The 18779-nt window shown below is 70.9% G+C and carries 16 protein-coding genes; 7 read left to right on the forward strand and 9 right to left on the reverse strand.

Annotated features, from left to right (window positions below; genetic code table 11):
• Positions 1–190 precede the first annotated feature (190 nt).
• Together LK06_RS03805 and LK06_RS03810 are read right to left on the reverse strand one after the other, a co-directional pair.
• Positions 191–1609 (reverse strand): hypothetical protein, encoded by a 1419-nt coding sequence (locus LK06_RS03805; RefSeq protein WP_039656927.1) that lies wholly within the window; start codon positions 1607–1609, stop codon positions 191–193.
• Between the two features lie 300 nt (positions 1610–1909).
• Positions 1910–2302 carry an ankyrin repeat domain-containing protein gene (locus LK06_RS03810; RefSeq protein ID WP_039656926.1) on the reverse strand — a complete coding sequence of 131 codons (393 nt, stop codon included), beginning with the start codon at positions 2300–2302 and terminating at the stop codon, positions 1910–1912.
• 306 nt (positions 2303–2608) lie between these two features.
• On the opposite strand from LK06_RS03810, the gene LK06_RS03815 reads away from it, so the two are divergent.
• Together LK06_RS03815 and LK06_RS03820 are read left to right on the forward strand one after the other, a co-directional pair.
• Positions 2609–2803, forward strand: a complete 195-nt coding sequence (locus tag LK06_RS03815; RefSeq protein ID WP_039656925.1) for a hypothetical protein — start codon at positions 2609–2611, stop codon at positions 2801–2803.
• Between the two features lie 49 nt (positions 2804–2852).
• Positions 2853–4484: a P-loop NTPase family protein gene (locus LK06_RS03820; protein ID WP_039656924.1), complete on the forward strand. Its 1632-nt coding sequence runs from the start codon at positions 2853–2855 to the stop codon at positions 4482–4484.
• A gap of 133 nt (positions 4485–4617) precedes the next feature.
• Here the strand turns inward: LK06_RS03820 and LK06_RS03825 are convergent, their stop codons facing one another.
• Positions 4618–6126: an SCO1417 family PLP biosynthesis transcription factor gene (locus LK06_RS03825; RefSeq protein WP_043433983.1), complete on the reverse strand. Its 1509-nt coding sequence runs from the start codon at positions 6124–6126 to the stop codon at positions 4618–4620.
• 102 nt (positions 6127–6228) lie between these two features.
• Here LK06_RS03825 and yczE point away from each other — a divergent pair, with 102 nt between their 5' ends.
• The 4 genes from yczE to LK06_RS03845 all read left to right on the forward strand — a co-directional run bounded on the left by yczE (position 6229) and on the right by LK06_RS03845 (position 9704).
• Positions 6229–6882, forward strand: coding sequence for a membrane protein YczE (gene yczE, locus LK06_RS03830; RefSeq protein ID WP_039656921.1), 654 nt, complete (start codon positions 6229–6231; stop codon positions 6880–6882).
• Positions 6879–7655, forward strand: coding sequence for a glycerophosphodiester phosphodiesterase family protein (locus tag LK06_RS03835; protein ID WP_039656920.1), 777 nt, complete (start codon positions 6879–6881; stop codon positions 7653–7655). The genes yczE and LK06_RS03835 overlap by 4 nt, the downstream gene beginning before the upstream one ends.
• 61 nt (positions 7656–7716) lie before the next feature.
• Positions 7717–9063: an MFS transporter gene (locus LK06_RS03840; protein WP_039656919.1), complete on the forward strand. Its 1347-nt coding sequence runs from the start codon at positions 7717–7719 to the stop codon at positions 9061–9063.
• Between the two features lie 266 nt (positions 9064–9329).
• Positions 9330–9704: an RNA polymerase-binding protein RbpA gene (locus tag LK06_RS03845; protein ID WP_003977404.1), complete on the forward strand. Its 375-nt coding sequence runs from the start codon at positions 9330–9332 to the stop codon at positions 9702–9704.
• Positions 9705–9914: 210 nt separating this feature from the next.
• Here LK06_RS03845 and fxsA read toward each other — a convergent pair whose 3' ends face one another.
• The 4 genes from fxsA to LK06_RS03865 all read right to left on the reverse strand — a co-directional run bounded on the left by fxsA (position 9915) and on the right by LK06_RS03865 (position 14083).
• Positions 9915–10472 (reverse strand): FxsA family membrane protein, encoded by a 558-nt coding sequence (gene fxsA / locus LK06_RS03850; RefSeq protein WP_039649098.1) that lies wholly within the window; start codon positions 10470–10472, stop codon positions 9915–9917.
• Between the two features lie 96 nt (positions 10473–10568).
• Positions 10569–11363, reverse strand: a complete 795-nt coding sequence (locus LK06_RS03855) for a polyprenol monophosphomannose synthase (protein ID WP_043434094.1) — start codon at positions 11361–11363, stop codon at positions 10569–10571.
• Between the two features lie 569 nt (positions 11364–11932).
• A complete protein-coding gene (locus tag LK06_RS03860; RefSeq protein ID WP_039649092.1) occupies positions 11933–13540 on the reverse strand; it encodes an amidohydrolase in 1608 nt (535 codons plus the stop codon).
• Positions 13541–13642: 102 nt separating this feature from the next.
• On the reverse strand, positions 13643–14083 hold the full coding sequence (locus tag LK06_RS03865; RefSeq protein ID WP_039649090.1) for an Lrp/AsnC family transcriptional regulator: 441 nt from the start codon (positions 14081–14083) through the stop codon (positions 13643–13645).
• Positions 14084–14387: 304 nt separating this feature from the next.
• Here LK06_RS03865 and LK06_RS03870 point away from each other — a divergent pair, with 304 nt between their 5' ends.
• Positions 14388–14816, forward strand: coding sequence for a hypothetical protein (locus tag LK06_RS03870; RefSeq protein WP_039649088.1), 429 nt, complete (start codon positions 14388–14390; stop codon positions 14814–14816).
• 702 nt (positions 14817–15518) lie between these two features.
• On the opposite strand, the gene LK06_RS03880 is transcribed toward LK06_RS03870, so the two are convergent.
• Entirely contained in the window at positions 15519–16694 is a 1176-nt protein-coding gene (locus tag LK06_RS03880; RefSeq protein WP_039649086.1) for an acyl-CoA dehydrogenase family protein, read from the reverse strand.
• 520 nt (positions 16695–17214) lie between these two features.
• Positions 17215–18576 carry a peptidase C39 family protein gene (locus tag LK06_RS03890; protein WP_043409517.1) on the reverse strand — a complete coding sequence of 454 codons (1362 nt, stop codon included), beginning with the start codon at positions 18574–18576 and terminating at the stop codon, positions 17215–17217.
• Positions 18577–18779 lie beyond the last annotated feature (203 nt).

Raw genomic sequence — 18779 nt, forward strand, 5'->3', positions numbered from 1 at the left:
TGGGCTGTGCCTCCGCGCAGGTCAGATGGCCGTCATGGCGGTCTGACCTGCGCGTCACCGGGCGTTCACACGGCGCGCGGATACGCGCCCGGGCCAGATGCGCAAGCCAGCCGGGCGCACAAGCGGGGCGTGTACCCCGATGAGTGATGAGTCATGCACGCGCGGACGGGCACTCGATGGGGTGCGGTGGTCAGCCGACGGCGGTGTCCGGCCCGAAGCGGCTGCGCACCGCGGTCTGGACCTCGGCCTCCTCCGCCGGGTCGGCGGCAAGGCGGCGGAGCCGTTCCACGACCCGGGCGTCGCCGGTCTCGGCGTGCCGGGCGGCGAGTTCACGCGTGGTCTCCTCGCAGTCCCACAGGCATTCGACGGCGAAGCCGGTGCCGAAGGACGGGTCGGTGGCGGCCAGGGCACGGGCGGCACGGCCGCGGAGGTGGGAGGAGGCCGTCTCCCGGTAGACGTGGCGCAACACGGGGGCCGCACAGGTGATGCCGAGGCGTCCGGCGCCGTCGACCAGGCTCCACAGTGTGGGCGCGTCGGGGCCCTCGCCGCGCACGGCCTCTCGGAGGGCAGCGAGGACCAGGGCACTGTCCCGCGTGCCGCCCCGGCAAGCGAGCACACGACAGGCGGCGGCGCCGAGCGCATCGGGGCGTTGGGCCCAGCCTCGCGCGCGGTTGACGGCGGCGACGCTGCGCATCCGTTCGAAGGCGTCCACGGCCGCCTCCACGACCGCTGGCGTTCCGTCCGCGACCGCGGCCCCAATCAGGTCGAGGACGTCGGGGGCGTCGGTGTCGGCGAGGTAGCGCAGAGCGGTACAACGCGCTCCGTCGGCGCCGTTCCTCGCTGCCTCGACGATCTCCGGCCGGTCCTCGGGGCCGGCCACCGCGACCAGGCACCGGGCGGCAGGTACGTGGAGGGCGGCGCCGCGCTCCATGCCCTGCTGGGCCCACTCGAAGACGGCACGCACACTCCATCCGGGGCGTGGACCGGTGGGCCGCAGTTGGCGCTGCCAGCGGTCGAAACAGCCGGCCTCCTGGGCGGCACGCACCCGCGTGGCAACCGACTCGCGCGGGTCCTCGGCCCACAGCCGCCAAGGGCGCGGTTCGAAGGCGTCGCGTACGGCCGCGGCCAGCTCGGCCTCGCCCGCCGGATCGGTGGCGAAGCGGGCCAGGACGGGGGCGGCGAGGGCGCTCAGGCCGGCGTCATCGTCGCGCAGGGCCAGCTCGTCCAGGGCCCAGGCCCAGTTGGAGCCGTGTGCCGCGTACCTGCGTAGCAGCGTGAGGGCGTCCCGCCTGCCGTAGGAAGCCAGGTGGCCGAGTACGGCCAGGGCGAGCCCGGTGCGGGACTCGTCGGTGTCGAGCAGGTCCTGCGGGCCGAAGAGGTGCGCTTCGACGGCGTCGAGCTCGCCGTTGAGGTCGAGGTAGAGCCGGGCGTAGTAGAGGGAGCGGTTCTCCACCTGCCAGTCCTGGCGGGGGTCACGCAGTACACAGTGGTTCAGGGCTGCGAGCGCCTCGCCGCGTGGGGCGGTGAGCGCATGCAGCGTGCCGTCGCCACGGCCGCGCTGGAGCAGCCCGAGCAGGGTACCGCTGGGCGCTATGACCGGATCGAACATGGGAAACAGCCTCACATCAAGCGTCATCACAACCGGGGAACACGCACTACCTGGCCGCGTGACACAACGTCGGAGCGCCCGCCGTCTCTTGCTTGCTGTAGCCCATCTTTCTCTGCCTCTCGTCAGTGGCCCATGCGGACCGCATCACGGTCCGCGCGGTGCGGCAACACCTGCCCAGCCATCGCGTCCGTGAATCACGACGTCATGATGACCCGCGGTGTGTGCTGCCGCGACCGTATTTCCGGCGGCCCTTTACCGCCTCCCCCGTTTTCCGTGTCGTAGCTGGTCAGGACGTTCGCATCAGTTCACGCCGAACAGTTCCAAGAGTTCCGTCCGGCTGAACATCCGGGCCGTGTCCACGGCCGACGGCGTACCCGCCGAAGGATCGGCTCCGCCCTCCAGGAGAACCTTGATGACGTCCGTCTCGCCCTTGAAGGCGGCCCCGGCGAGCGGGGTCTGGCCCCGATCGTTGACCCGGTCCGCCGCCGCCCCGCGGGCGAGGAGCGCGCGCACCGCGTCGGCGTGGCCGTGGTAGGCGGCGAGCATCACGAGGGAGTCACCGCGGTCGTTGGTGAGGTCGGCCGGAACACCCGCGTCGATGTACGCCACGAGCGCCTCGGTCTGCCCCTGCCGGGCCAGATCGAAGATCTTGGTCGCCAGCTCCACGACCTCGGGGTCGGGGGCTTCACTCATCGGCGGGACCGCCTCTCCTGGGACTTCGGGAACTTCGGGGAGCGTACGGCAGTGAGCGGAACGCGGCCGTACGAGTGAATCGCCAGCGTACTGGCTCATGCAGCACATGACCCGATGCGCCCGAGGTAAAGATCACCAACGGCCTCCGCCGGAGCCAATAGGCCTGGTCAGTCGGGCCAGAAGGCTCCGCCGAGTGAGGGAAATCGACCGAATTTCACCCACTTGCACCTTTAATCGTATGGATACATGCTGTGATCCTGGAAGAACTCATGGTGACTGTCCCCCCTCGACACCAGGAGGCCTCAAATGATCCTCTCCATGTCCGGCGTCGTCCTGCTCGGCATCATCGTCTTCCTCTTCTTCCGCAAGGACGGACTCAAGGGCTCGCACGCCGCCGTCTCGGCCCTGTTCGGCTTCTACCTCGCGAGCACGGCCATCGCCCCGAGCATCAAGGCCGGCGGCGAGAGCCTGGCGAGCCTCCTCGGCGGCATCAAGTTCTGATCCCGCCAGTCCCGCACGTTCCGTCCGTACGCACCGTCAGGAGACAGCAGTGGCCCGGCGCCCCCTCCCCCGCATTCTGAGCAAAGACAGCGCCCAGATCGCCCGGACGCAGATCGTCCGGAGCCGGGAGCTGGCCCGGACGGCGGCCGACAGCGCCACCGACGTCCTCCACCCGCTGATCACCGTCACGCGCGGACTGCGCCGCCTGGCCTCGGCCGGGCGGCGCAAGTGGGCGGACACCCCCAAGGACAAGCGCGGGCCACTGCTGTTCCTGGTGGCCTGTGTGATCCTGGTCGTGGCACTGGCGCCCTACGGGCCGCTACTCGCCGTCATCACCGTGATGGCGGCAGCGGCCTGGCAGGGCCGTGACCGAACCCCGCCGGCGCCCGAAGGGCCCGACGAGTCCCAGGCCGAACGACTCCAGGCGCTCTACGAGGCCCTGGTGCCATACTTCTGCGGCCCCGACGACCCGGCACCGCTGTACACACACGGCGGGGACTGGGAGCAAGCCTTCACCGCGCACGAGTTCGACGACGGCGGGCGCGTCGGTCACCTCGTGATCCGCTACCCCGCCTACTACCCGGACGGCGAGCCAGAGGCCCGCGCGCGGATCGAGCAGCTCCTCACCGCAAAGGCCGGGCGGGCCCGCGAGTACCGCTTCGCCTGGGACGAGGAGGGCAACCAGCTGACCGTCACCGCCCTCGCCCCGCTGCCCGCGGACGTCCCCGCGCAGCGCTTCGTCACCGCGCCCGGCGAAACCGTCCTGGGCTTCACCGACCCGAGCGAAGTCCAGCGCACGCTTCCCCTCTCCTACGGGGAGGAACAGATCGACGTCCCGCCGGTCGTCTGGCGCACCGGCATCCGCTCCACCGAGCCGCACCTGCTGGTCATGGGCCAGCCGGGCAGCGGCACCTCCACGCTGCTGCGCTCCATCGTCCTGCAGGCCCTGCAGTACGGGGACGTCCTGATCGTCGACGGCGGCGGCACCGGCGAGTTCACCTGCCTGACCGGCCGCGACGGCGTACTGGCCGTGGAGTGCGCGCTGGCGGGGGCACTGGCCAGTCTGGAGTGGGCCGCGCAGGAGACCGAACGTCGGCTCATCGCGATCAACCTGGCCCGGCAGGCGGGTGACCCGCCGCCGGCGGACACCCGGCGCCCGCTGTGGATCCTGCTGGACCGCCCGAGCGTCTTCGCCCTCCTCGCGACTTCGGAAGGCCGCAACGACCCGCAGACGCTGCTCCAGGTGCCATTGCGACACGGACGGGCGGCGCACGTGACCGTGGTCGTGGCCGAGCAGTTCGACAGCGCGGAGGCACTGAGCGACGCGGTACGGCAGCACACACGTGCGCGCGTCGTCCTCGGACCCGCGGCTCCCCGGCAGGTGGAGGCGGTACTGGGTACGCCGTCTCACACGACCGCGCTGGCGCATGTCCCGCCGGGACGGGGTTTCGCCCGGCTGGGGTCCGGTCCGGTGCACCGGTTGCAGGTGCCACGTACACCGGATCCTTACGACGACGCCACGAGTGACACCGATCGGCAGGCGGTACTGGAGTTGCTGCCACCGCGGACCGCTCCCGCGGATGTGGAGCCGGCCGAGCCGATCGAGCCGGCGGACCTGACCAAGCCGGCGGTCGAGGCAGCGCCCGTGGCCGCGGAGGCCGTGCCGGTCGAGAGCTCCTGAGGCACCCGCCTCGGCCGGGCGGATCAGGGGCGCCCGGCAGCGGGGACTACCGTGCCCGACGGGACCACCCAGCCCCTCCCCGCGCGAAGATCCCGCGGGCACGGCCGCCCGGGACTCCCCCGGGCACGGGCAGTCACGCCACAAACGTGCGCGGGGCCTCCGTGCCACCCGTCGCCCCCGTCTCCACCAGCCGGGCCGCCGCGGCGAGACGGACCGCGGCCTCCTCCGCCACCGCTCCCCCGACGGTGAACGGAAGGCGTACGTAGCCCTCGAAGGCACCGTCGACGCCGAAGCGGGGACCGGAGGGAACACGGACACCGACCCGTTCACCCGCTTCCGCGAGACGGGAACCGGAGAGGCCGCCCGCACGAACCCAGAGGGTCAGACCGCCCCGCGGGACCTCGAACTCCCAGTCGGGCAGTTCCCGACGGAGGGCGGCCACCAGTGCGTCCCGGTTCTCCCGGGCCTGGTCGCGGCGCAGACCGACGGCCTGCTCCCAGCCTCCGGTGCTGAAGAGCCAGTTCACCGCCAACTGTTCCAGGACGGGGGTGCCCAGGTCGGCGTAGGCGCGAGCGGCCACCAGGCTACGGATGACGTCCGGGGCCGCTCGTACCCAGCCGATCCGCATCCCGGCCCAGAACGCCTTGCTGGCGGAGCCCACCGTGATCACCGTGGATCCGGCCGGGTCGAAGCTGCACACCGGGCGGGGCATACCGCCATCCCGGAAGTCGTCGTCGAGCCACAGTTCCGACATCGTCTCGTCGGCGATCAGCACCGTGCCTGCCGAGCGGGTCGCGTCCACCAGCCTGCGCCGCTGGTCATCGTCGGCGAGCGCACCGGTCGGGTTGTGAAAGTCGGCCACCACGTAGGCGATCCGTGGTGCGGCCTCGCGCAGGACCTGGCGCCAGCGGTCCAGATCCCAACCGGACAGCCCCTCCGCCATCGCGACGGGCACGAGCCGGGCGCCCGCCTCCCGCATCAGCTGCAAGATGTTGGCGTAGGACGGGGACTCCACGGCGATGCGCTCGCCCCGCCCCGCGAACAGGTGGCAGATCGCGTCGATGGCACCCATCGCACCGGTCGTCACCATGATCTGCTCAGGCATGGTGGGAATCCCGCGCGCGGTGTAGCGCTCGGCGATCATCGAGCGCAAGGCGGGCAGGCCGGCCGGGTAGTCACCGTGCGTGTGGGCGTACGGCGGCAGTTCCTCAAGCGCGCCCTGTACAGCGCGGGTGAGCCAGGGTTCGGGGGCGGGCAGTGCCGCGCAACCCAGGTCGATCAACGAGCCGAGTGCCTCCGGCGGCAGCGGTTCCAGCCCACGTGCGGGCAGCGGGTTGCCGGCCGGAACGGCCGTCCAGCTGCCCGCACCGCGCCGGGACTCCAGGAAGCCCTCGGTGCGCAGCGCCTCGTAGGCGGCAGCCACCGTGGTGCGGCTCACGGAGAGGGCGAGGGCGAGTTCGCGTTCGGCGGGCAGGCGAGCGGCCACCGGGACACGGCCTTCGAGGACCAGCAGCCGGATGCCGTCGGCGAGCGCACGGTAGGCGGGCGGTCGACGGGTACCACGGCCGGCCGGGCGGTCCTGCTGGGAGCTCACCAGCCGGGCGAGCTGCGTGGCCCCCACCGCTGAGGTCCAATGCGCCATGACAATCAGTCCACCTTCCCCGAATTGGCCCTGGATGGCCCTTCACCCCAAGCCACACAGTGTCACGCATCAGGCCACCGCCACCACCCAGGGGGGTATGTCGTGTCCACTCGGGACCGTCTTGAACGACGGCTGATCCAGCTCTACGGCGGGCTCGCGCTGTACGGCGCGAGTTCCGGGTTGCTCGTGGTGGCGGGCCTAGGCCTTGAGCCCTGGAACGTGCTGCACCAAGGGCTCGCCAGACTGACCGGGCTCACCATCGGCGTGGTCTCGATCATCATCGGGGCGACGGTGCTGTTGCTGTGGATCCCGCTGCGCCAGCGTCCCGGACTTGGAACCGTCTCCAACGTCTTCGTCGTCGGCCTCGCCATGGATGGCACCCTCGCGCTGGTCCCGGACGTGCGTTCCCTGACCGCACGCGTCCCGCTCCTCCTGGCCGGGATCGTGCTGAACGGCGCGGCGACCGGCCTGTACATCTCGGCTCGCTTCGGCCCGGGTCCGCGGGACGGACTGATGACAGGCCTGCACCTGCGCACCGGCCGCTCGATCCGGCTGATGCGAACGGCGGTCGAGGTCGCGGTGGTGGTCACCGGCTTCGCGCTGGGCGGCACCATCGGGGTGGGCACCGTGCTGTACGCCGTGTCGATCGGCCCACTGGCGCAACTGTTCCTGCGGATGTTCGCCGTGCCAGCGGCGCCGGCGGGTAGCACGGTCGTTGCCTCCACGACACCGGAGCAGGTCATACTGCGTCGGTGACCCTCACGACACCGCCCATACGCCATCCGTACCTCGACCATCCGGGCCCCCTCGCCTTCGCCCACCGCGGCGGTGCCGCCGACGGCCTGGAGAACACCGCGGCGCAATTCCGGCGCGCCGTGGAGCTGGGCTACCGGTACATCGAGACCGACGTGCACGCCACGGCCGACGGCCGACTGGCCGCCTTCCACGACACGACCCTGGACCGGGTCACCGACGGGGCCGGCCGCATCGCGGAGCTGCCGTGGCAGGAGATACGGCAGGCACGCGTGGGCGGCCGTGAGCCGGTGCCGCTGTTCGAGGAGCTACTGGAGACCTTCCCCGAGGTCCGCTGGAACGTCGACGTGAAGGCGGAGCCCGCGCTGCGGCCCCTGCTGGAACTGATCGAGCGCACCAACGCCTGGGACCGGGTGTGTGTGGGGTCCTTCTCGGAAGCGCGGGTGCTGCGGGCCCAGCGACTGGCCGGTCCGCGTCTGGCCACCTCGTTCGGCACACGTGGGGTACTCAGCCTGCGGTTGCGCTCCTGGGGGCTGCCGGCGGCGGTGCGCCGGTCCGCGGTCGCCGCGCAGGTGCCCGAGGCTCAGTCGGGCCTCCCGGTGGTCGACCACCGCTTCATCCGCGCCGCTCATGCGCGCGGGTTGCAGGTGCACGTATGGACGATCAACGAACCCGACCGCATGCACCGGCTCCTGGACCTGGGTGTTGATGGCATCATGACCGATCACATCGACACGTTGCGCAAGGTCATGGAGGACCGCGGCGTCTGGGTCTGACCGCCCGGACCGGCCGTGCCCCGCCTTCGCACGGCACTTCGGCGGGGAAGCGAGGGCACGCGTGAACATCGACACCGTGCGCACACAGACGGCGGACGAGACCGTCGGTCGCAGACGCGAGCAGCGCGGCTGGTACTTCTACGACTGGGCGTGCTCGGTCTATTCGACGAGCGTCCTGACCGTGTTCCTGGGGCCGTACCTGACATCGGTCGCGGAGCGGGCGGCAGACCCCAGTGGATATGTGCATCCGCTGGGCATCCCGGTCCGGGCGGGTTCCTTCTTCGCCTACTCGGTGTCCCTGTCGGTGATCCTCGCCGTGGTCGTGATGCCTCTGGTGGGCAGCGCGGCCGACCGCACGGGGCGCAAGAAGCCGCTGCTCGCAGCGGCGGCGTACACGGGGGCAGCCGCGACCACCGGCATGTTCTTCCTCGACGGCGACCGGTATCTGCTCGGCGGGGTGCTGCTCGTGGTGGCCAACGGGGCGCAGTCCGTCGGGATGATGCTCTACAACTCCTACCTTCCGCAGATCGCCCCGCCCGAGGAACGAGACGCGGTCTCCTCCCGCGGCTGGGCCTTCGGCTACGGGGCGGGCTCCACGGTTCTCGTCGCCAATCTGGTCCTGTACTCGGCGCACGACTCGTTCGGCCTGTCGGAAACGGCCGCGGTCCGCATCTGCCTGGCCTCGGCGGGTCTGTGGTGGGGCGCCTTCACGCTGATACCGCTGCGCAGGCTGCGCGACCGACCCACGCACGCGGGGGACGCCACGGCACCGGGGCTGAGACAACTCGTGTCGACCGTCCGGGGTATGCGGCAGCATCCGCTGACGCTGGCGTTCCTGCTGGCCTACCTGGTGTACAACGACGGCATCCAGACCGTGATCTCCCAGGCCTCGATCTACGGCTCGCAGGAACTGGGCCTCGGGCAGTCGACGCTGATCGGTGCCGTGCTGCTGGTGCAGGTGCTCGCCGTGGCGGGCGCACTGGCGATGGGGCGGCTCGCGCGGACGTACGGCGCCAAACGGACCATCCTGGGTTCACTGGTGGCCTGGACCGTCACCTTGGCGGCCGGCTACTTCCTGCCCGCGAAGGCACCGGTGTGGTTCTTCGTGCTGGCCTCCGGGATCGGCCTGGTACTCGGTGGCAGCCAGGCGCTGTCCCGGTCGCTGTTCTCCCATCTGGTGCCACCCGGTAAGGAAGCCGAGTACTTCTCGGCCTACGAGCTGAGCGATCGCGGGATGAGCTGGCTCGGCCCCCTGCTGTTCGGCGTGACGTACCAGGTGACCGGAAGCTATCGCTCGGCGATCATCTCTCTGGTGGCCTTCTTCATCATCGGCTTCACCCTGCTCGCCCGGGTCCCGGTGCGGCGGGCGATCAGCGAGGCGGGCAACCCGGTTCCGGAAAAGATCTAGCCCAGATTTAGCGTTCAACACGAAAGGGCGGTAGTGTACGCCTTTGGCCTGCCAGGCGTACCGTTACTGCGCGTCAAAGATGCTGAAACGCTGGGTGACATCTGCCAGCAGATGTGACAAACCGGGCGCCTGTGGGTAAAACAAGGGGCGGCTACGACGGCGACGCATGACCCGGAACGGGAATCTTTACCGCCGACCGGACGTTGACCGGATGACGACGACAGCGACACCTGTCCTGTGGGCGACAAGCCCGGGAGGCACGATTCATGAGTGAGCGAGCTCTTCGCGGCACACGCCTCGTGGTGACCAGCTACGAGACGGACCGCGGTATCGACCTGGCCCCGCGCCAGGCCGTGGAGTACGCATGCGAGAAGGGGCACCGTTTCGAGATGCCCTTCTCGGTCGAGGCGGAGATTCCGCCGGAGTGGGAGTGCAAGGTCTGCGGGGCCCAGGCACTCCTCGTCGACGGCGACGGCCCTGAGGAGAAGAAGGCCAAGCCCGCGCGTACCCATTGGGACATGCTGATGGAGCGGCGCACCCGTGAGGAACTCGAAGAGGTCCTTGAGGAGCGCCTGGCGGTTCTGCGCTCGGGGGCGATGAACATCGCGGTTCACCCTCGCGACAGCCGCAAGAGCGCGTAACGCGTCACACCGCATACGACGAAACGGCGGGCGCCCTGCGTGAATCCCACGCAGGGCGCCCGCCGTTTCGTGTGCCTCGGGTCTGAAGGCTTCACACCCTTTGGACCTGCAGTTTCGCGCCCCCGGACCCGACGGCTTCGCGCGCTCTGGACGCGGCGGGTTCGTCGTGTCCTCGATTGAGGTGCGCGCAGCGCGCCGCAGGAGGGGCGCTCAACGGTTCCATGGCGGTCGCAGCTCCCCCGTCCCGGGGTTGTCCTCCTGATCCCGGATGACCTCCCCCGGCACCACCTTGCCGTCAGGCCGGTGGATGCGGGCCTGCTGGAAGGCATCACCCAGGCTGCCGGGAGCGGCCTTGCGCAGCCGCTTGTCCAAGCTGTGCTCGGCATAGCGGCCGACCGCCTTCTGAACCGGCCTGAGGAGCAGGAGCAGACCCGCCGCGTCCGAGATCGGACCCGGAATCATCAGCAGCAGGCCCCCGAGCATCACCAGGCCGTTGCCTCCGCTGCTCTCAGGCGAACCGCCTCGCTGCAACACCTCGTTGAGGTTCTGGAAGGCACGGCGGCCCGCCCGCTTGATGACCACGGAGCCGCCCACGATGCCCGCGACCAGCAGGAGGAAGACGGTGAGGCCCCCGGCCACGTCGGCGACCAGGGTCAGCAGCCAGATCTCCAGCACCAACCACGCGGCGACGGCCAACGGCAGATACCTGCGCAGCCGGGAACGCGGGGGCCGGGCGGTGTACGGAGAGGTCGGAGCGCCAGTCGTCATGCTTCCAGTGTGCCTGGGCGCGGCTCAGCGCAAAATAAGGGGGGGGGTGATCAGCCGGAGCTGCGCCACCGCTCCTGGGTCGGCCCCGGCCGGACCTTACGTCTGCTTGCCTCTGCCGGTGATCTTGGCGACCCGGTCGCCGATGCCCCAGGCGGTGACCCGCCACAGAGCCTCGGCCAGGATGTCCTTGCTCATCTTGGAGTCGCCCAGTTCCCGCTCGACGAACGTGATCGGGACCTCGACGATGTGGTAACCGGCCTTGATCGCACGGCGGGCCAGGTCGACCTGGAAGCAGTAGCCCTGCGAGGCGACCTCGCTCAGACCCAGACCTTCCAGGGTCTCGCGGCGGAAGGCGCGGTAGCCGCCGGTGATGTCACGCAGCGGCAGGTCGAGGGCGAGACGGGAGTAGAGGCTGCCACCGCGGGAGATGAACTCGCGGGACCTGGGCCAGTTCACCACCCGGCCGCCGGGCACCCAGCGGGAACCGAGCACCAGATCCGCGCCCTTGAGCGCAGTGAGCAGCCGGGGCAGTTCCTCGGGCTGGTGGGAACCGTCGGCGTCCATCTCGACCAGCACTCCGTACCCGTGCTCCAGGCCCCAGCGGAAGCCTGCGAGGTAGGCCGCGCCGAGCCCTTCCTTGCCCTTGCGGTGCAGCACCTGCACATGATCGTCCTCGGCGGCCAGTTCGTCGGCGAGCTTGCCGGTGCCATCGGGGCTGTTGTCGTCCGCGATGAGCACATGCACCTCGGGAACGGCCTCGCGTACCCGGCCGACAATGGTCTTGATGTTCTCCGCCTCGTTGAAGGTCGGGATGATCACCAAGGCCGTGCCGAGCGGACCGAACTGCCTCCCTTGGGCCTTGGGCGCGAGGGTTCCGTCGCCGTCGTTCACTGCTGCCCCTTCATCTCGTCAACAGGGATCCACCTTAATTGCCGTCGTCCGGGAAGACGGGCAGACTCGCTCGTGTGGTGGGTGTCGATTCCACGAGAGTGGGGTAAGAATGCGGCTTTCAGCGCCCTCACGCCCTGATTTTGGCCATTTTTGCACCCCTCGTAGCACGACGGATGGGGGCCCGGCGCCCTTCGGGCCGACCTGGGACCCGCTGGCTGCGAATCGACCGAAAGCCGTTGTCTACTGAGCGCCCGGGCCCCACCCGGGTCACACCTGGCCGACCGGACGGAACGTTCTTTCGCCGGCGCGGACGCTGAGCCTGGCTCCCAGTGACGGTGCCCCAGTGCGGCACACCGCCCCTGACTCAGCGGCGCTGCGACGAGTTGCGCGAACGGTCTCCGGTCGGGCGTCCGGTGGTGGACTCGGACGAACCTACCGGCCCCCCGCCGTCAGCTGTCAACAGCCCTCTGGCCTGCGACAACAGCACGAGCGCCGTCGCCGGCGGAGAGGATGCGCAGGTCGGACGGCGGGGCCGTGGCGGCCGTCGGCCGCCACGCCACCCCCGTAGATCACTCGCCCGGCCGTACGAACACCGTCCGTCCGCCCACCACGGTCCGCAGGCAGACCGGCAGGTCGCGGCCGGGGGTGAGGTCGGGCAGACCCGGCGTGCCCGAGCGCGGGTCGGTCGACCAGCGGGCCACCCGGTCGTCGGGGGCCTGGACGATCAGCTCGCCGGTCCGCCAGAGGGCGTAGTCGGCCGGCGCGCCTGGGACCAGCACGCCCGCGTCGTCCCGCCCGACGGCCCGCCAACCACCGCGCGTGTGCGCGGTGAACCCCGCCCGGACGGAGACCCGGTGCTCGGGCGTGCGGTGGAAGGCGGCGGCACGAACCGTACCCCAGGGGTCGAGCGGGGTGACCGGGCTGTCGGAGCCGAAGGCCAGCGGCACACCAGCCCGCAACAGGGCCGCGAACGGGTTGAGACTCCGGGCCCGCCCAGCCCCCAGGCGCTGGGCGTACATGCCGTCCTCGCCACCCCACAGAGCGTCGAAGGCCGGCTGCACGGATGCGATCAGGCCCAGTTCGGCGAAGGCCGCGACGGTCTCCGCGGTGAGCATCTCGGCGTGTTCGACACGGTGACGGGCGGCGCGGACTCGGGCGAGCCCGGTCTTGCCGGCAGCGGCGCGCACCCCTTCGACGACGGTCGCCACGGCGGCGTCGCCGATGGCGTGGAAGCCGGCCTGCAGGCCCGCCTCGGTACAGGCGACGACATGGGCGGCCACGGATTCGGGGTCCAGGTAGGCGGCACCGGAGTGGTCTGCGTCGGCGTAGGGCTCGCGCAGACAGGCGGTGTGCGAGCCGAGGGCACCGTCGGCGAAGAGGTCGCCAGCGGCACCCTGAGCGCCCAATTCCCGCGCCTTCTCGACGTTCCGTTCGGCCCAGTATCCGATCACACGGGGGCCGGGACCCTCGGCGGCACGTCCCAGCAGAGCGGTGAAGTCGTCCTCGGAGGAGATCTGCGGGCCGCCGCACTCGTGCACCGAGCCGATGCCCAGGGAGGCCGCGTGGGCCAGGGCGGTGCGCTGGGCCTCGCCGCGCTGGGCGGGGGTGATGGCGGCGAGGGCGGCTTCCCGGACGGCGTGGTGGGCGTCGCGGGTGAGGGGGGCGTCCTCCCGCAGTCCGCCACCTGGCACCAGGTCGAGCAGGGCAGTGGTGGCGACCGCGGAATGCACGTCGATGCGGGACAGGTACATCGGGCGTCCGCCGGCCGCCTCGTCCAGCTCCGTGCGCGTGGGCGGGCGTCCGCCGGGCCAGCGTGCGGCGTCCCAGCCGTGGCCCAGCAGAACCCGGTCGTCCGGGCGGGCCGCGGCGAACTCCCGGACCAGGGCCAGAGCCGCCTCCAGCGAGGGTGCGCCGGACAGGTCGAGTCCGGTCAGGGTGAGCCCCGTGGCGGTGGTGTGCACATGGGCGTCGGTGAAGGCCGGGGTGACCAGGGCGCCATCGAGGTCAACCACCTCGTCCACACCGTCGGCGAAGGCGTCGGCGGCGCCCTCGGAACCGACCCAGGCGATGTGTCCGGCCTCGACGACCATCGCCGTGGCGAACGGGTCGGCGGGACTGTGGACCTCTCCGCGGCGCAGGAGGACGGTCTCGGGGGGCTCGACGGTGCGCTCACTCATAGCCGACAGTTTCTCGCGCCGTGCGGACCGAGCCGCACCCGGGGCGAGGCGAGTACCCCGCAGAACGTCTGCCCGCAGTGGCCGGGAGGCAGCGGCCGGGCCTCAGATCCGCGGCGCGCGTGCCTCGTAGGGCGTCGACAGGACCACCGTCGTCCGCGTCGACACCCCTGCCAGGCTGCGCAACCTGGCCAGCAGTTCCTCCAGTTCGTGCGGGGTGGCCACGCGCACCTTGAGGATGTAGTTCTCGTCCCCGGCGACACTGTGGCAGGCCTCGATCTCGGGGACGCCTGCCAGACGGTCCGCGATGTCGTCGGGGGCGCTGGGGTCGAACGGCTTCACCGAGATGAACGCGGTGAGGGGCAGGCCCACGGCCTCGGAGTCGACCACGGCGGCGTAGCCGCGGATAACGCCACGCTGTTCCAGCCGGCGCACCCTCTGGTGCACGGCCGACGTGGACAGGCCCGTGGCCTTGCCCAGGTCGGTGTAGCTCATCCGCCCGTCCTTGACGAGCAGCTGCACGATCTGACGGTCCAGCTCCTCCATGGCGCCAAAACCTACAGTGCGGCTGATCCTCTGGGATAGCCGTGCCACGCCAGGTCATGCCCGGTCAGTGAGGTACGCGCGAGCCGGATGGGGGTCATCCGGGGGCCAGGGACGACCACCCCGGGGCAAATGGCGTGGGCTGGAGAGCCCCACACCGAGCATCTGCGCCCGGCATGTGACGAACGCCACACACCCCGAACGGGCTCCGTGATGCTCTCGTGATTACCGCCCGGGGCGGACGGGAAGTGCTTGGTGTGGTCGAGGCCGCAGCGCCGTCACGGCCCAGCCTTAGGGGGAGAATCCCATGCAGAGTGCCCATCGCCCTGGCCGATCCACGTCCAAGCGGCAGCAGCCGGTGGCCGAGCTGGAGGGCGTCGAACTCGACGTCTTCGACGAGGAACCGAACAGCTACGACACCTTCGAGATGTACCGGGTGATCTGCCCGGACTGCGCCCAGCCGATCGCGCTGCTGGCGGACGAGGAGAACCTTCCGGAGCATGCGCTGTGCGCCTCGCCGTGGAACCCGTTCGGGCTCACGGTGTGTGCGGGCACGGGCCGTTCGGCGGTCGACGCCAGCCCGGCGGACGAATCCTTCGCGCCGCAGGAGCAGCACACCGGCCTGCTGTTGACACTCCCTCAGGGCCTGAACTGGCGGACGCAACCCTTCTCGCACGCCGGCGGCCCGGGCTCGCGCCCGATGCGCCTGCCGGCGATGCGCCACCAGGCCGCCTGACTCACTCCCCCACCGGTCCGACCCTTTACCCCGCCGTCGGGGGACCGTTGCGCCGCCACCTGGCGGCGCAACGGTCCCCCGCCTCCACGGGGAACGGGGAACCGCGCTGTTGCCACCGGACCGTGGCCGGCGAACGCGCCGGGATCGCGCTCGGCACAACCGTCAGGCGCTCGCATTCACCACCACGCGCTCCGCACGGTCAGCTCCCTCACAGATCCGGGGCGCGGCATCCGGCAGTGCGCGCCCGGTGACGGGTTCCATGGCGGTCGCCACCATTCCGGCCGCCGGTCGCCACATGCCTCACGGGCAACGACACCTGGTGCGCGGGGCGCTCGTCGAGCGGTAGAGGACGGCACTGGCCACGGCACCCCCGGCAGAACAGTGCACTGCTGGCACGTCAGCGCACCGGGGACGGCCGGAGAGAGAACCCAGGCGGGCATGAACTGACGCACGAATCCACCGGACGGTGACCTGCGTCTTCGCTGTCACGTTGCCCGGTTGTGACCCGCCAGCACTCGGCGACCGGACGTCCGCGTCGTCTATCCGTCCCCCGCCCCTCAGAACCGGTTCCGCCGCCTCCGGCAGACCCTCCCCTCTACCGTGCCCTCATGCACAGTTGGGCCAGCCAGGGCCGCACCCTGCCGGGCCGCCACGACCCGGAGTGGGTCAGGCTGGCGGCCCCGCCCGTCGTCAGGGGGCAGTTCAACGCCCCTCGGGTCCCACCAGGTGCCGGGCGATGACCATCCGCTGGATCTGGTTGGTGCCCTCGACGATCTGCAGGACCTTGGCCTCGCGCATGTACCGCTCGGCCGGGAAGTCGGCGGTGTAACCGTAGCCGCCGAGTATCTGCACCGCGTCCGTCGTGACCTTCATGGCCGTGTCGGTGCAGTGCAGCTTGGCCATCGCGGCCTGCCTGGAGAACGGTTTGCCCGCGTCCCGCAGCCGCGCCGCGGCGAGGTAGAGCGCACGGCCGGCCTCGATCTGGGTGGCCATGTCGGCGATCATGAACCGGAGGCCCTGGAAGTCGGCGATGGGCCGGCCGAACTGCCGGCGCTGAGTAGCGTAGGCGACCGCCTCGTCCAGTGCGGCCTGGGCGAGGCCGATGGCGCAGGCCGCGATGCCGAGCCGGCCGGAGTCGAGGGCGGACAGGGCGATGGAGAACCCCTGGCCCTCCTCGCCCACGCGTCGGCAGTCCGGGACCCGGACTCCGTCGAAGTGCACCTGGGCGGTGGGCGAGCCCTTCATGCCCATCTTCTTCTCAGGCACCGCCGCACTCAGGCCGGGCGCGTCGCCGGGCACCAAGAACGCGGTGATCCCACGCGGGCCGTCCTCGCCGGTGCGGGCCATCACGGTGTAGAAGTCGGCGATGCCGCCGTGTGTGATCCAGGCCTTGGTGCCCGTGATCATCCAGCTTCCCGCGTCGTCGCGGACGGCCTTGGTGCGCAGGGAGGCCGCGTCCGAGCCAGCGGCCGGCTCGGACAGGCAGTAGGCACCGAGCAGACCGCCGCCGAGCATGTCCGACAGGTGCTCGACCTGCTGCTGCTTGGTGCCGTAGGTGGCCAGCGCGTAGGCGGCGAGGGTGTGGACGCTGACGCCGAGGCCCACGGTGAGTCGGGCCGCGGCCAGTTCCTCCAGGACCTGGAGGTAGACCTCGTAGGGCTGCTCACCACCGCCGTACTCAGCGTCGTACGGCAGGCCGAGCAGGCCGGACTCGGAGAGCAGGGTGAAGACCTCACTCGGGAAGCGCCCCGCGTCCTCCTCCTCTGCGGCCTTCGGCGCGATCTCGCGCTGGGCGATGTCCCGGACGAGTGCGAGCAGGTCCCTCGCCTCTTCCGTCGGCAGTTGACGCTCCACCGGCTGCAGGTCGCGGTCGGGCATGGCGTCGGTCTCCTCCCTGTTCGGGCACCGGCGGTGTGGCCCGTTGGGGTGGGGGCGGCTCCGCCTGATCGTTCCAGTTCCTGCCGAAGGCCCCCGCTCCCGGGTTTCGGAAGCGGCTGACCAGCGGCTGTGCGCAGTGAGTATGCCCGATCGGCGACCTCCCGTCACCAGTTAACGACCGCTTACTTCAGGAATCGGGTCAGAACCCTGCACGACGCACGTCCCGGCAGGCCGGCGGCGGGGCCGATCGGCCGGGTCCAGCTCCCCGACGGCACGCAGGGCTCCGCCGAACGTCTTCACCGGCTGCTCGCACCTGGCGTGGCGAGGCAGCTCGGGACGGTTGATCCAGTCGCGGGTGGCACCCTCCGCACGGCACACCCAGGAACAACGGCACACCCAGGAACAGCAGCCCCGTGCGGGCCGTCGGGGAAACGTCGGTCCGCCCCGTACGCCCCTTCGGCGACGGTGACGGTTCGCCTCACGAGTGCGGTCGGTCCAGAGCTGAGGCCAGTCGTACGGCTCAGCGCACCCCCACCGCGGCGAGGGCCTCGCGCTGGAGCGGGCTGGGGTCGGCCGGGAAGTAGAGGTAGCAGATGCCGCCGGTGCCGGAGACGACCTTACCGGAGGCGTTGTACCGCTTGGTCCGCAGCCAGATGTTCTCGAATTCCCGGCGCAGGTAGACGCGCCGCACCGCCTCGTCGCTCGGCGACGCCGGGTCTCCGGCGATCACGTCGCCGTGCTCCGTGAAACCGGTCACGGTCATCAGGTGACCGGAGGTGCCGTAGCCCGCACCCGTCAGCTCAGTCTCCAGGAAGGACTGGGACGTCATGACGGGGACACCAGCCGCGATCAGCGTCTCCAGGTCGCTGAGCGAGGCGAGCCGGGTGACCACGCCCTGGAGGTCCTGGTAGGTGGCCGCGTAGGCGGCGTTGAAGGGCCAGTTGCCGCAGCCCTGGTACTGGTAGTCGTAGGTGAAGCGGGCCGCGTGGTCCACCTGCGGGTCGGCGTAGGACGGGTCGACCCAGGACAGTTGCTCGGGGGTGAGCCTGCCACCCCAGTACTCGATGATCATCTGTGACGAGGTGGGACTGCACCAGGCCTCGCCACCGTTGTCGAACTGCGGGTACTGCCCCTTGTGGATCTCCTGCGAGTAGCGTGGAGCGGCAAGCTCCCGGGCGGGCCCCGCAACGGACGCCGGAACCGTGAAGCGGTCGGGGATGTCGGAGCCCATGGCGCCGACCCGCCAGATGGTGGGGGTCAGCTGCGTGCCCGGCTTGCGGTACAGCGTGAGGCGCAGCCGGTACGACGCCAGGCGCAGGCCGCTGCTCGCGTCGTCGATGACGAAGGTGTCGGTCCAGATGGTGCTCTTGCCGTCCGTCTGGCCGTCCACCGAGGTCCGCTTGATGTCCCGGTCGCCGGCCGCCCAGCGGCCCATCACGTACCAGGGCGTTCCCGAACCGTCGGAGTACGTGCCCTGCAGCTCGGCCTGGAGCCAGGTGCCGTCGGGGGTGTGTGCGTTCCAGGAGGCGACCACCTCGGTGGCGGGGACGGCAAGCCGGTGGACCGGGCCGGTCCAGATGGCGTACTCCCAGGTGCTGGTGGTGCCGGTGTGCGGGTCGGTGTAGTCATTGCGGCCGGCGGGGACGTCGAACACGAGGCCGGGTCGGTGGCCGGCGACCGGCCTGGTCCCCTGGACGGTGCCGGAGCTCCACTCGCTGTAGGTGGTCCAGGCGTGGTAGTCGATCGGGCGGGCCCCGGGTGTGCGGTCGCTGGTGTCGGCAGGTCCCTGCGCGGCGAAGGCGGGGGCCGTTGCTCCGGTCACCGCCGCGACGACGGCGACGGCCAGGACGCTTCTACGGGAAGGCTGTTCGGCTCTGTTCATGGGCGCGAATACCCCCAGGTGTCCGAGTAGGTACCGGATCCGGTGCATGGTTGTGGGCCCACTATGGATCAGGCGGCATGCCCCTGCCAGCACTTCGCGCACGGCGCGCCATGCACAGCGGTCCGGGCCGGCGGAAACGGACCGGCCGGGGGCATGCCTTCCCCGGCACCGGCTCGTGCCGTGGCAGGCGACGTTCGTCCCCA

It is taken from the genome of Streptomyces pluripotens (assembly GCF_000802245.2).
GTDB lineage: Bacteria > Actinomycetota > Actinomycetes > Streptomycetales > Streptomycetaceae > Streptomyces > Streptomyces pluripotens.

Coding starts and splice junctions, on each gene's coding strand:
- LK06_RS03805 (WP_039656927.1), bottom strand. CDS start 1,609: ATGTTCGATCCGGTCATAGCGCCCAGCGGTACCCTGCTCGGGCTGCTC.
- LK06_RS03810 (WP_039656926.1), bottom strand. CDS start 2,302: ATGAGTGAAGCCCCCGACCCCGAGGTCGTGGAGCTGGCGACCAAGATC.
- LK06_RS03815 (WP_039656925.1), top strand. CDS start 2,609: ATGATCCTCTCCATGTCCGGCGTCGTCCTGCTCGGCATCATCGTCTTC.
- LK06_RS03825 (WP_043433983.1), bottom strand. CDS start 6,126: ATGGCGCATTGGACCTCAGCGGTGGGGGCCACGCAGCTCGCCCGGCTG.
- LK06_RS03845 (WP_003977404.1), top strand. CDS start 9,330: ATGAGTGAGCGAGCTCTTCGCGGCACACGCCTCGTGGTGACCAGCTAC.
- fxsA (WP_039649098.1), bottom strand. CDS start 10,472: ATGACGACTGGCGCTCCGACCTCTCCGTACACCGCCCGGCCCCCGCGT.
- LK06_RS03860 (WP_039649092.1), bottom strand. CDS start 13,540: ATGAGTGAGCGCACCGTCGAGCCCCCCGAGACCGTCCTCCTGCGCCGC.
- LK06_RS03865 (WP_039649090.1), bottom strand. CDS start 14,083: ATGGAGGAGCTGGACCGTCAGATCGTGCAGCTGCTCGTCAAGGACGGG.
- LK06_RS03870 (WP_039649088.1), top strand. CDS start 14,388: ATGCAGAGTGCCCATCGCCCTGGCCGATCCACGTCCAAGCGGCAGCAG.
- LK06_RS03880 (WP_039649086.1), bottom strand. CDS start 16,694: ATGCCCGACCGCGACCTGCAGCCGGTGGAGCGTCAACTGCCGACGGAA.
- LK06_RS03890 (WP_043409517.1), bottom strand. CDS start 18,576: ATGAACAGAGCCGAACAGCCTTCCCGTAGAAGCGTCCTGGCCGTCGCC.